Raw genomic sequence first — 12,352 nt, 5'->3', positions numbered from 1 at the left:
TAAAACGGCGGCGCGTGGCTTCAGAACGGTGCGCAACTTCATCGCCATCGCCTACCTGCGCATGGCCAAGCTCAAGCATCTGCCCGCCAACCCATTTACTCCCGCCTCACCCCTTGACTTAGGCATTACGCGACACGTGTGCTGATGTCAAGTTCCACTCGAAACGGCATAGAGCCTGAATTTCCCCCTGTTGCTCTGGCTGATATTGATGGGGCATTGTTCCTCGTTGACGGTTGGCACCGAATGGCAGCCAATAAGGCCGCCGGAAACGCCCGAGTTCGCGCCCGCGTCACCTCAATGTCTCACAAGGATGCAGTATGGGAAGCAGCCCGGGCGAACCTGACGAACGGCCTACCGCTCAAGAGGGCGGCTCACCGGGCTATCTTCCGGGCGTTTATCGCTGCTGACAAACATTGGACAGGTCCCGGGAGGCGGGGCACCCGTCTTACATATCGGGATATCGCTGCGACTCTCGGTACGGGCACCGCACACACGACCTTGCGTAACTGGATGAAGGTAGACCACCCTGATATCTATCAGGCAATGGGCGACAAGGGGGCGGGCTTCAATAGTGCGCCTGAACTGGCCCGATACGACCCCCAAACGGGCTTCATGGCTCAGGCCTTGGATGCTGCTACCCGGGTCACCCAGATGGCTGACTTACTTGCTTGTCCCTATGACAGGGCAGACGTGATTGAACGCCTGGAAGTGGCACTGGCTGAGCTCAAATTGAAACCGCATGTGCCCCGTCCGGTTGCCCTTGAGAACCCCAACTTCTGACGGGCATCTCTCGGTCAACCATGCGGCTGTTCAATTTGAACAGACCATGGAACAAGTCAGCGGGCATCGTCAATGGTGGCAGGGCCTTTGGGCTGTTTCTTCCCCGAAATGTGTTTCTGGAAACGCTGGGAAGGGTCGGCCTAATTTTGGTGCAAAGTTGTCAGTGGGTATACCTCTATCCGCGCAGCCGACTTTCCCCCGTGCCGCCCTCGACCGTTGACCCCATGCGGGAATTGAATGGGTGCTTTGTTGTTGCTCCCCCTAGCTGATTGCCCGTTGAAGTTCGCGGGTCCTGGCTCACAAGTTGTACCTTGAGGGCTACCCCGTTTCGGGGCACGTTGCTTGGCTTATAAGTTACTTGACTAGGATTGTGGGCTAGGCTCATAATAGATGTATATCTTATGAACCAGTCAGGAGGCTACCGTGGCCCGTATCGCTTACTTTCGTGTCTCAACAGTTGACCAGTCCATTGAATCCCAGAGGCGGGCCCTGGGGGGCGGCTTCGATAACGAGTTCAAGGACGAGGGTATCAGCGGTGCCATCCCTGCCCGTGACCGCCCGAGCTTCGGGGAGCTACTGAAGTTCATACGCGAAGGCGACACCCTCCATGTCTATGCCGTGGACCGATTGGGCCGGGATGCTATCGATGTGCAAACCACCGTGCGGGACTTGCTGACCCGTGGCGTGGCTGTTGAGGTTCACGGATTGGGCCGGATAGCAAAGGGCGTGGGGGAACTCATCCTGGCCGTCTTGGCTCAGGTGGCCGACATGGAACGAAAGCGCATCATCGAGCGCACCCAGGCGGGCAGGGACACTGCACGGGAACACCTTGCACGTACCGGCAAGACGCAGCACGGCAAGGACAGCATGGGCCGCCCCTTTGAGGCGAACCCTTTGGAGGTGGTTCAGTGGCGGGCAGCTAATAGGGCAAGCATTGCGGCCACTGCGGCTCACTGGGACCTGTCTGTATCCACCGTCAAGCGCTACTGCGCGGCTCAGTGATTGCGTGGCCCCCGTCCTATCTATCCCCTTTCGAGCTGCCTTCAGCCTCCTTTCGGTTCACCCAACGGGGCAGCCCATCAGGCCCACAATGGCCCTCTAGGGCGCTGGCATAGTGAGCCCTGCCGGTACCTGTCAGGGGAGTCTAAGTCCGTCTTGAGCCCCGCTGCGGACCTCGGGGTCGCATACAAGACCAAGGATAAAGGCGTCAGGCCCACCGGGGGAAACAGGCCGCCATTCCTCGGTGGTGGAAGCCCCAGAAAGTTTATTTCCTTGGCCCATATGTCCAGCATGCTGCGAGATGTACAGGGAGCGGGTTAGCTCATTCTTGCAATCCCATTCAGACTGAAGCATGAACGAAAAGAACGGTTTGCCATCTTTACGTGACTGCGGCTTGTTGAAGTCAATAAGTGTCCAGACCTTAGATGTCCCCGCCAATATGCGTAGTGATGTGGGCTCAATGAACATGGCCGCCTCTGTGTTTTGCTTGAGGAAAAGCCATTCAGCCATGACCCCCTTTGATAGCAAGAGCAGTAGGACTCCCGCGAATAATCTATTTGGCATCTTGCAGCGCTCCCTTTGATGCATTGGGCGCTGGCATATGGCCAAACGGGCGGGATGCCACAACTATCTTTTGAGGGTGCCCAGCGTCAAGCGGACAAAGAAAAAGCCCCTCAAGGAAGCTTCTAAGTGGTTCCAAGGTGGTCCCATCACTGGTTCCAAGGGTGGTTCCATCGTTAGTGGATACTCACCTGGGAAGCCCCGTCATCGCTGACTTTAGGGGCCGCCCGCCTCAGTACAAATACGTTTGGTGGCGCTTCACGGATTCGAACCGCGGACCTGTGGATTATGATTCCATCGCTCTAACCGACTGAGCTAAAGCGCCACTGAGCCAAAGATTATACGCTGGATTTCAACGTCGTTGAAAAATCTTCGTGATGTGGTTCAGGCAGACATGGCCGAGCCCAGTTCCTCAAGCAGCGCGAACAGCACGTCGAAGTCAAACGGCTTTTGCAGCCAGACCGCGTCAACGAGTTCATCCTTGCGCGGGCCATAGCCGCTGGCAAAGATCACTTTCAAGGGCTGGCGTTTGCGGGCCAGGGCGGCGAACTCTCGCCCCGACATGCCAGGCAGACTGATGTCGGTCATCAGCACATCGAACTTGGCCTGGTCCAGCAGTACAAGCGCTTTCTCGGCAGACGGGGCGCCAACGGCCGTGTAGCCCGACAGCTCGAGGATTTCGAGCATGGACCGCAATGAGTCTTCTTCATCCTCGACGACCAGGATGTGCAAGCCGGCGGGTGTTTTGTCCAGAGGGGCCGCTGTTTCTGGCTTGCCCGTGGTCGCGGCCAAAGCTTCCGACCGGTGGGCCTTGACGTGGGCTTTGAGCGTGGCGGCGAACTTGCGGTTCACGAACATGTGCCGGATCTTGTGGGCCAGGTCTTCGCGGCGGTAAGGCTTGCTCAGCAGGGCCACGCCGGGGTCAAGCCGGCCGCCGTGCACGATCGCGTCCTCGGTGTAGCCCGAGGTGAAGAGCACCTCGATGTTGGGGTGCAACTCGCGGGCAAGTTGTGCCAACTCGGGGCTGCGCAAGGCGCCTGGCATGACCACATCGGTGAACAGCAGGTCGACGGGCACACCGCTTTGCAGGATGGCCAGGGCACTGGCGGCATCTGGCGATTTGAGGACGGTGTAGCCCAACTCGGACAAGAGCGCCACGACGGTCTCTCGCACCTGAAGGTCGTCTTCGACCACCAGGATGGTTTCATCGCCGCCGGTCACGGGGCCGCTGAATTCGGGCAACATGGTTTCCTGAGTCTGGTGTGAACGTGGAAGGTAGAGTTTGACCGTGGTGCCGAGGCCCACCGCGCTGTCAATCTTGACATGGCCGCCGCTTTGTTTGATGAAGCCGTAAACCATGCTCAGGCCCAGCCCCGTGCCGTGCCCTTCGGGTTTGGTGGTGAAGAAAGGCTCGAACACGCGCTCCAGGATGTCTGGCGGCATGCCGCTGCCGGTGTCCGACAAGGTGATCACCACGTACTGGCCGGGCGTGACATCGGGGTGCTCGTGCGCGTAGACCTCGTCCAGGCTGGCGTTGTCCGTTTCAAGGGTCAGCTGGCCTGTACCGTTCATGGCATCGCGGGCATTGATGACCAAGTTCAGCAGCACGTTTTCCAGGCCGTGCGGATCCACGAAGGTGTTCCACAAGTCCGGCGCAATGTGCGTTTTCAGTTCGATTGAATCACCAATCACGCGGCGCAGCATGTCGTCCAGGTCTTGCACTCGCCGTCCGATGTTGAGCACATCGGGTGCCAGGGGCTGTTTGCGGGCAAAGGCCAGCAGGTGCAGGGCCAGCTTGGCGCCACGGTCCACCCCGGCGATGGCGGCTTCAACCCGCCGTTGCAGTGCTTCATCGTGCCGCGTGGCTTCGCGCAGCAACTGAAGGTTGCCGCCAATCACTTGCAGCACATTGTTGAAATCGTGCGCGACGCCGCCGGTGAGTTGCCCGATGGCTTCCATTTTCTGCGCTTGGCGCAGCGCATCTTGAGTGCGTTCCAGCGCGGCTTGCGCTTCCTTTTCGGCGGTGATGTGCCGACCATTGCCGTAAACCAGGCCATTGCTGTCTGGCGAGGAGGTCCACGAGAACCAGCGGTGGCCGCCATCCAGGTGCCGAAAGCGGTTCTCGAACTGGACCAGCACGTCGTGGGTCGAGTAGTACAGGGCGTTCAGCGTGGCGGCATGATCGTCTGGATGGGTGAGCGCAGCAATGTGCTGGCCGATGATCTCCTCGCGGCTGAAGCCCAGGATGCGTGTCCACGCTGGATTGACGTCGCGGAAGATGCCATCACCACCAACGACCACCAGCAAATCTTGAGAGTTGCGCCAGACGCGGTCGCGCTCTGCAGTGCGCTCTTCGATGCGTTGCTCTAGCGTGGCATTCATCGCCAGCAGCGCTTCGCTGGCCAGGCGTTGGTCTTCGATGTCGGTGTTGGTGCCGATCCACCGGCTGATGGTGCCATCGCCAGCGCGGATGGGTTGGGCTCGCACCAAGTGCCAGCGGTAGGCGCCATCGGCGCGGCGGATGCGAAACTCAATCTCGTAAATTTGCCCGCTGGACAGGGCGTGCGCCCAGGCCAGGCTGGCGCCTTGCAAATCATCGGGGTGCACGATTTGTGCCCAGCCTTGGCCGGACAGTTGCTCGTAGCTCAAGCCACTGTAGGCCAGGGTTTGTTCGTTGAACCAGTCCAGTTGTCCGTTGGGTGGGGATGTCCAGACATGGTTGGGCATGACCTGGGCAAAGGTGCGGAATTTGGCTTCGCTTTCGCGCAGCACCTGTTCGGACTGGTGGCGTTCGGTCACGTCTTGCACCACGCCCACCAATCTGACGCGCCGACCTTGCTCGTCACATTGGAACTCGGCGCACCGCGCGATCCAGCGAACCTCACCATTGTCGGGTCGTCGGATGCGGTACTCGGTCTTCAACGGCAGCTCGCCCTGAGTGCGGGTGGCCAGGCTGGACACCCTTCCCACATCCTCCGAGATGACCAGTTTTTCCAGGACCTCCGGTGGCACGATCTGCTGCTCCGGCAAGCCAAAAATGCGGCACATCTCTGGTGTGATCGTCACCATGTTCTGGGTCAGGTCCAAGGTGAACATGCCGATCCCGCCAGCCGCTTGTGCGCGGTCCAACTGCTCGTTGGAGGCGGCCAGTGCCTGGGCCGCTTCGTGGGCCGCCGTCACATCGACACCTTCCACAAAAATGCCGGTCACCGCGCCCTGGTTGTTGTGGATGGGCTGGTAGACGAAATCAAGGAAGCGGCGCTCGGGGCGCATGCCTGGCTGGCTGGACAGAAACACCGAAACAGCCCGGCCCGCGAAGGGCTCGCCGCTGAGGTAGACCTGGTCGAGCAACGCTATAAAACCTTGGCCTGCGACGTCGGGCAGGGCCTGGCGCACCGTTTTCCCCAAGATGTCCTGACGCGCAACGATCTTCAAATAAGCGGGATTGGCCAGCTCGAACACATGCTCTGGGCCGCGCAGGACGGCCACAAAACTGGGTGATTGCTCGAACAGGCCGCGAAAGCGCTCGAGTTCAGCCACCCGTTCACGCTCAGCAAAAACCTGGGCCGTGATCTCGTTGCAGGCGCAAAAAACGCCCTGCACATCGCCGTTTTCATCGCCCAGCGGCGTGTAAAAAAACGAAAAATGGGTCACTTCAGCGCGGCCATGGCGGTGCATCGTCAGTTTGATGTCCTCCATGGACGTCGGCACCCCGGCGTAGGCCTTCGCCATGATCGGCCCGACGTCGTCGATGATCTCGTGCCAGACCTCGGCAAAGGGGCGCCCCAGTGCCGCTGGATGGTGATCGCCCAGGATGTCGGCGTACAAGTCGTTGTAGAACATGACCTGCTGCGGCCCCCACGCCGCGAACATGGCCTGGTTGGCCCCCAGCATCACGCCCACGATGGTTTTGAGCGGCTGAGGCCAATCGGCAGGCCGACCCAGGGGCGTGCTGGCCCAGTCCTGAGCTCGGATCATGGCGCCCATGGCGCCCCCGCCATCTAGAAATCGGAGTGACATTTGAATCAGCTGTCTGGCGTTCCTACCCGGGCGATCCACCCGTCAATCGGTCCATTGTTCCATGTCAGGCCTTGAAATTCACGGCAGTTGCCTTATCTTCGGGGCTTCACTGTTGCCCGCATTAAAAATAGACCATGGACAAAACCACTCTTTCCTTCCAGGCCGAGGTTAAGCAACTACTGCACCTGGTCACGCACGCCCTGTACTCCAACAAGGAAATCTTTCTGCGCGAGCTGATCTCCAACGCGTCCGACGCCTGCGACAAGCTTCGCTTCGAAGCACTGGACCACAGCGGCCTGTACGAAGACGCGCCCAACCTGGAAGTGCGCGTGCTGGTCGACAAAGCCGCCCGCACCATCACCATCCGCGACAACGGGATTGGCATGAGCTCGCAAGAGGCCATCGACCACCTGGGCACCATCGCCAAGAGCGGCACCAAGGAATTCGTCGGCAAGCTGTCGGGCGACCAGCAAAAAGACTCGCAACTCATCGGCCAGTTTGGCGTGGGCTTTTACAGCGGCTTCATCGTGGCCGACCGCCTCACCGTTGAAACCCGCCGCGCTGGCGCTGCTGCCAGCGAAGGCGTGCGCTGGAGCAGCGAAGGCGCGGGCGACTTCGAGGTCGAGGCCATCGACAAGCCCACCCGTGGCACCGACGTCATCTTGCACCTGCGCGAAGGCGAAGACGAGTTCTTGTCCAGCTGGAAGCTGCGCAGCATCATCAACAAGTATTCCGACCACATCTCGCTGCCCATCCTCATGCAGAAGGAAGAATGGGACCAGGAGAAAGGCGAGCAAGTCCTCAAGGACGAGTGGGACACCGTCAACCAGGCTGCCGCGCTGTGGGCCCGCAGCAAAAGCGACATCACTGAAGAGCAGTACCAGGAGTTCTACAAGCAGATCAGCCACGACAGCCAGGCGCCGTTGGCCCACACGCACAACCGCGTCGAAGGCCGCAGCGAATACACCCAGTTGCTGTACTTGCCCGCCCATGCGCCACACGATTTGTGGAACCGCGAAAAGCGTGGCGGCCTCAAGCTCTACGTCAAGCGCGTCTTCATCATGGACGACGCCGAAGCCCTGCTGCCGTCCTACCTGCGCTTCGTCAAGGGCGTGGTTGACAGCGCCGACCTGCCCTTGAACGTCTCGCGCGAAATCCTTCAAGAAAGCCGCGACGTCAAAGTCATCCGTGAAGGCTGCACCAAGCGCGTCTTGTCGATGCTGGAAGACCTGGCCAACAACGAAGACCAGGCCAAGAAAGACCAGTACGCCAGCTTCTGGAAAGAGTTTGGCTCGGTCTTGAAAGAAGGCATTGGCGAAGACTTCGCCAACCGCGAACGCCTGGCCAAGCTGTTCCGTTTTGCCTCAACGCAGGCCGATGAAGGCGTCTCCCTGGCCGACTACGTCAGCCGCATGAAAGAAGGCCAGGAGGCCATCTACGTGCTCGCCGCCGAGACCCTGGCTGGCGCCAAGAGCAGCCCGCAGTTGGAGATTTTCCGCAAGAAGGGCATCGAAGTCCTGCTGCTGGTCGACCGCGTTGACGAATGGATGCTCTCGCACCTGTTCGATTTCGAAGGCAAGCCACTGCAAAGCGTGGCCAAGGGCGCCGTCGATCTGGGCACCCTGCAAGACGAAGAAGAAAAGAAAAAGGCCGAAGAAACCGCCACGGCTTTCAAGCCCCTGTTGGAGCGCCTGAAAACCGCCCTGAAAGACAAGGCCAAAGACGTGCGCGTCACCACCCGCCTGGTCGATTCACCCGCTTGCCTGGTGGTGGAAGAGGGTGACATCAGTGGCCACCTGGCACGCCTGCTCAAGCAAGCCGGACAAGGCGCGCCTGCCGGTCTGCCCGTGCTGGAAGTCAACCCCGAGCACGCCCTGGTTAAAAAGCTGGACACCAGCGAGCAGTTCGACGACCTGGCCCACATCGTGTTTGACCAAGCCATGCTGGCCGAAGGCGGCCACCTGGACGACCCCGCAGCCTACGTGCGACGCGTCAACACCCTGTTGGCGGCGTGATGACGTGATGGTGGGATGTCTTCACTTGCTGGACGCCTGAAGCGGCTCCGACTCCGAGTGAAGGCTTCCTTCCAGTCGGCTGTCAAACGCAAAGAACGAGTCTTGCGCAAAGCTGGATTCGGCCCAGCGCGCGGCCCGTTCGGCGCGGCGCAGGCGCAACTTGCGGGCGACCTCATCGCCCGCATCGTGCAGGGAATTGCTGATCGTGTGGTGCGCAGGCCCGGCCTGACTTTGGCCCAAGGCCCAAGCCGCGATCAAAGCCTGGTGTGGCCATTGCCCTGGGCGGCAGCGCACATAGCGCACGCGGCAGGCCTCCAGCACGGCCTCCTTCATGCGCTGCGAGCGTGCCGATGAAGCTTTGCTGGGCGAGTCAATGTCGATCACCGAGACCACTGAGCCAGTGGGTGTGCAAACCGCGAACGACACATGGAGGGTGTTCAGTCGGTCGTACCATGCCCGAGCCTCGAACTCATCGGCGGCCTGGCAAAAGCGCAGCAGGTTCAGCTTGGCCAGCACAACGTGGTTGGGCAGGGCGTTGCGCAACTCCTTGAACAGGATGCGCTCATCGGTGGTGAACAAGGGCCGGGCGTTGAGATTCCAGCGCTGTGGCCATTCGCGTTGGCTGGCGAAGCGGCGCCTTTGCGAAACGACGCCCAGCAACAAGCCCGCGAGCGCGGCCAGCACCATGACGCCTATCAGCAACGGATTCATCTGCATACTACCCCTCGAATAAGTGGTGGTAATAGTACTCAGTTTTGCCGATGTTCCAATCCCCAAGAAAGGGGCGCTCGAACGCGGGAGCCGTTTTTCACGGAGCGGAAGAGACCAGCATCCGCAGCCAGTCGCTGAAGTGTGCCGTCCAGTACTTGGCCCGGTAAATCGCCTCTGCGGCCATCGACTGCAGTGAGCTTTCCAGGTGGGTGGCCACCGTGTCTTTGGGTAATTTTAACCAGCCCTCGGCATCTTGTCCGAATTGCTCCATGGTGGCACCCGCCTTGGTGGCGATGCGCAGCATGGGCGCATTTTCGGCCAGGGCATGGATGACCAAATGGCTGGCCCCACGGTTGCGCGCATGGGTGATGGCATGCTGGAAAAGCCGCAGTCCCAGGCCCTTGCCGCGGCCATCGGGCAGCACCGACACACCAAACTCCATTGCCGATCCCCGCACATGCCCCCGTGGCATGGCGGCCAGGTGGGCCACGGCCAAAAGCTGCAAGTGCCGACTGAAAATGCCGAACACTTCATCGCGGCGAAAATCGATGGACGCCACGTACCTGGACAATTGCTCAAGCGGTGCCAGAAACCCAAATCGCAGGTAGCGGTCGTGCTCGTTCAGCGACAGCAAATGGTCAAGGATTCGTCGTCGGTGGTGTGGTTTCAGATCGCGGATGGGCACCCAGTGGTGCACCAGGTCGGCCCTTCGATGTTTTGAGGGCACGCCACCGCCTGGCGTGTGGGCCAATCCAAACTTGTCCAGCGATGATGATGAGGATTCAGACTTGTGAGCGGTCATTGTGTGACCCCTTCCTGGCCGTGGCGAAGGCGACCGTTTGTCACCCTCACCCTCGATCGAGGGTTATCACTCATGGTAGGGCGCTGGGCCGGGCTTGGCAAGCCGGGGATGCCGCCATGAAACATGGTTTCACCCCTGTCTTGCGCTATTGACACTAATCACAGTAGAATCTTTAGCTCCCGACTTGACTGCCGGGGATGGGTTGTTCAGGTTGTTCACAAAACCCAGCTATTTTCTATAGGCAATTTTTATAGAAGCAGCAGCGTTGTCTGAGAGGCCACCACGAAGTTTAAGAAGTGGCGCCAATGACGACAGTCAGTCAGTTTCACACTTAGGAAATCTCATGACTACCTTCAGCGCCAAGCCGGCCGAAGTGACGCACGAGTGGTTTGTGATCGACGCCACCGACAAGGTGTTAGGACGAGTGGCCAGCGAAGTCGCTCTCCGTCTGCGCGGAAAGCACAAAGCCATTTACACGCCACACGTTGACACCGGTGACTTCATCATCATCGTCAACTCGGACAAAATTCGCGTCACTGGCAACAAAGCCACTGACAAGGTGTACTACCGCCACTCGGGTCACCCCGGCGGTATCCACGCCACCACGTTCAAGGACATGCAAGCCAAGCATCCTGGTCGTGCCATTGAAAAGGCAGTCAAGGGCATGCTGCCCAAGGGCCCCCTGGGCTATGCCATGATCAAGAAGCTGAAGGTTTACGCAGGCGGTGCCCACCCGCACGCCGCGCAAAGCCCCAAGCCCCTGGAAATCTAAGGAGCGGCCATGATCGGTAATTGGAACTATGGCACCGGGCGTCGCAAGTCGTCCATCGCCCGCGTCTTCATCAAGAAGGGCACTGGCCAAATCATGGTCAACGGCAAGACAGTCGAAGACTACTTCGGCCGTCAAACCTCAATCATGATCGTCAAGCAACCTTTGCTTCTGACCAACAATGTCGAAGCTTTCGACATCAAGGTCAGCGTCAAGGGTGGCGGCGAGTCGGGTCAAGCTGGCGCTGTGCGCCACGGCGTGACCCGCGCTCTGATCGATTTCGACGCAGCACTCAAGCCTGACTTGAGCCGCGCCGGTTTCGTGACCCGCGATGCTCGCGAAGTCGAACGTAAAAAAGTCGGTCTGCACGGCGCTCGTCGCCGGAAGCAATTCAGCAAGCGCTGATCCGATTGGTCAGAGCCTGCTGCTGTTGGGGCAGGCTTGTCTGACCAGAAAACCCGCCCAGGCAACTGTGGCGGGTTTTTTTTCATTCCCCCTAAAATGGCGAGCTTCTCGCTCCGGGCATCAAAGGAATCATCATCATGATCAAGGTCGGCATTGTGGGTGGCACGGGCTACACGGGCGTCGAATTGCTGCGCCTGTTGTCCCAGCATCCCCGGGTCCAGGTCCAGGCCATCACCAGCCGCAAAGAAGCCGGCATGAAGGTGTCCGACATGTACCCCAGCCTGCGCGGCCATGTCGATTTGCCTTTCGTGACGCCTGATGATGCCAACCTGTCGGCCTGCGATGTGGTGTTCTTCGCCACGCCGCATGGTGTGGCCATGGCGCAAGCGCGTGAGTTGCTGGCCGCTGGCGTCAAGGTGATCGATTTGGCGGCTGATTTCCGCCTGCAAAACCTGGCCGAGTTTGAGCAGTGGTACGGCATGGCGCACAGCTGCCCCGACCTGCTGGCCGAGGCGGTTTATGGCCTGCCCGAGATCAACCGCGAGGCCATCAAAAAAGCCCGCCTCATTGGCAACCCTGGCTGTTACCCCACGTCGGTACAACTGGGTTATGCGCCGCTGCTCAAGCACAAGCTGATCGACCCCACGCACCTGATTGCCAATTGCGCGTCGGGGGTGTCCGGGGCTGGGCGCAAGGCCGAGGTCCACACCTTGATGGCCGAGGCCAGTGACAACTTCAAGGCCTATGGCGTCAAGGGTCACCGGCATGGCCCTGAGATCAACCAGCAATTGCGCATCATCGCGGGCGACGACAGCGTCAATTGCCTGTTCGTTCCGCATTTGTTGCCCTTGATTCGGGGCATCCATTCCACCTTGTACGCGCGCCTCAACAGCGAAGGCCAGGCGGCCGATCTGCAGGCCTTGTACGAAGCCTTCTACCAAGGCGAGCGTTTCGTCGATGTGTTGCCGGCGGGCAGCGCGCCCGAGACCCGCAGCGTGCGCGCCAGCAACACCGTGCGCATCGCGGTGCACCGGCCCTTGCCGGACACCGTCATGGTGCTGGTGGTCGAGGACAACCTCACCAAGGGCGCCTCGGGCCAGGCCGTGCAGTGCATGAACCTGATGTGCGGTCTGGAAGAGCACCTGGGGCTGACCCAAGTGCCGGTCCTGCCCTGATGCGTTGGCGGCTGATCAGGCGGCGCCTGTCCATCAGCGCGCCGCGCATGTCGGTGCGCAGCCACCTGCCTTGGCCGGTGCGTTGGGTGCTGGCCGCCTTGGTGTTGGGTTTCTC

General features: G+C 60.3%; 10 protein-coding genes, 1 tRNA gene and 1 pseudogene. 7 read left to right on the top strand and 5 right to left on the bottom strand.

Annotated features, from left to right (window positions below):
• The 3 genes and pseudogenes from H7225_RS16255 to H7225_RS16245 form a co-directional block, all read left to right on the top strand.
• A pseudogene (locus H7225_RS16255) lies at nt 1-145 on the top strand (ISL3 family transposase); the annotation flags it as partial.
• 365 nt (nt 146-510) lie between these two features.
• Nucleotides 511-780, top strand: coding sequence for a hypothetical protein (locus tag H7225_RS16250; RefSeq protein ID WP_290663697.1), 270 nt, complete (start codon nt 511-513; stop codon nt 778-780).
• Between the two features lie 423 nt (nt 781-1,203).
• Nucleotides 1,204-1,782: a recombinase family protein gene (locus tag H7225_RS16245; RefSeq protein ID WP_290663696.1), complete on the top strand. Its 579-nt coding sequence runs from the start codon at nt 1,204-1,206 to the stop codon at nt 1,780-1,782.
• Nucleotides 1,783-1,914: 132 nt separating this feature from the next.
• Here H7225_RS16245 and H7225_RS18350 read toward each other — a convergent pair whose 3' ends face one another.
• The 3 genes from H7225_RS18350 to H7225_RS16235 form a co-directional block, all read right to left on the bottom strand.
• Nucleotides 1,915-2,289 carry a surface-adhesin E family protein gene (locus H7225_RS18350; RefSeq protein ID WP_366481665.1) on the bottom strand — a complete coding sequence of 125 codons (375 nt, stop codon included), beginning with the start codon at nt 2,287-2,289 and terminating at the stop codon, nt 1,915-1,917.
• Nucleotides 2,290-2,588: 299 nt separating this feature from the next.
• Nucleotides 2,589-2,665: transfer RNA gene (locus tag H7225_RS16240), tRNA-Met, on the bottom strand.
• A 59-nt stretch (nt 2,666-2,724) separates the two neighbouring features.
• Nucleotides 2,725-6,360 carry a PAS domain S-box protein gene (locus tag H7225_RS16235; protein ID WP_290663695.1) on the bottom strand — a complete coding sequence of 1,212 codons (3,636 nt, stop codon included), beginning with the start codon at nt 6,358-6,360 and terminating at the stop codon, nt 2,725-2,727.
• Nucleotides 6,361-6,494: 134 nt separating this feature from the next.
• On the opposite strand from H7225_RS16235, the gene htpG reads away from it, so the two are divergent.
• Complete coding sequence (gene htpG, locus H7225_RS16230; protein WP_290663693.1) at nt 6,495-8,375, top strand: molecular chaperone HtpG; 1,881 nt, start codon at nt 6,495-6,497, stop codon at nt 8,373-8,375.
• A gap of 21 nt (nt 8,376-8,396) precedes the next feature.
• Here htpG and H7225_RS16225 read toward each other — a convergent pair whose 3' ends face one another.
• Together H7225_RS16225 and H7225_RS16220 are read right to left on the bottom strand one after the other, a co-directional pair.
• Complete coding sequence (locus tag H7225_RS16225; protein ID WP_290663692.1) at nt 8,397-9,092, bottom strand: DUF2726 domain-containing protein; 696 nt, start codon at nt 9,090-9,092, stop codon at nt 8,397-8,399.
• A gap of 91 nt (nt 9,093-9,183) precedes the next feature.
• Nucleotides 9,184-9,888, bottom strand: a complete 705-nt coding sequence (locus H7225_RS16220; protein ID WP_290663691.1) for a GNAT family N-acetyltransferase — start codon at nt 9,886-9,888, stop codon at nt 9,184-9,186.
• Between the two features lie 343 nt (nt 9,889-10,231).
• On the opposite strand from H7225_RS16220, the gene rplM reads away from it, so the two are divergent.
• The 3 genes from rplM (at nt 10,232) to argC (ending at nt 12,237) form a co-directional block, all read left to right on the top strand.
• On the top strand, nt 10,232-10,660 hold the full coding sequence (gene rplM / locus H7225_RS16215; protein WP_290663689.1) for a 50S ribosomal protein L13: 429 nt from the start codon (nt 10,232-10,234) through the stop codon (nt 10,658-10,660).
• 9 nt (nt 10,661-10,669) lie between these two features.
• Complete coding sequence (gene rpsI, locus H7225_RS16210) at nt 10,670-11,062, top strand: 30S ribosomal protein S9 (RefSeq protein ID WP_290663687.1); 393 nt, start codon at nt 10,670-10,672, stop codon at nt 11,060-11,062.
• A gap of 137 nt (nt 11,063-11,199) precedes the next feature.
• The gene (gene argC, locus H7225_RS16205; RefSeq protein ID WP_290663685.1) at nt 11,200-12,237 is read left to right on the top strand and encodes an N-acetyl-gamma-glutamyl-phosphate reductase; all 1,038 of its coding nucleotides are present in this window, start codon (nt 11,200-11,202) and stop codon (nt 12,235-12,237) included.
• Nucleotides 12,238-12,352: the final 115 nt, after the last annotated feature.

Source organism: Aquabacterium sp. (assembly GCF_014378415.1).
GTDB lineage: Bacteria > Pseudomonadota > Gammaproteobacteria > Burkholderiales > Burkholderiaceae_C > Aquabacterium.
This window is presented reverse-complemented; position numbering and strand designations above follow the sequence as displayed.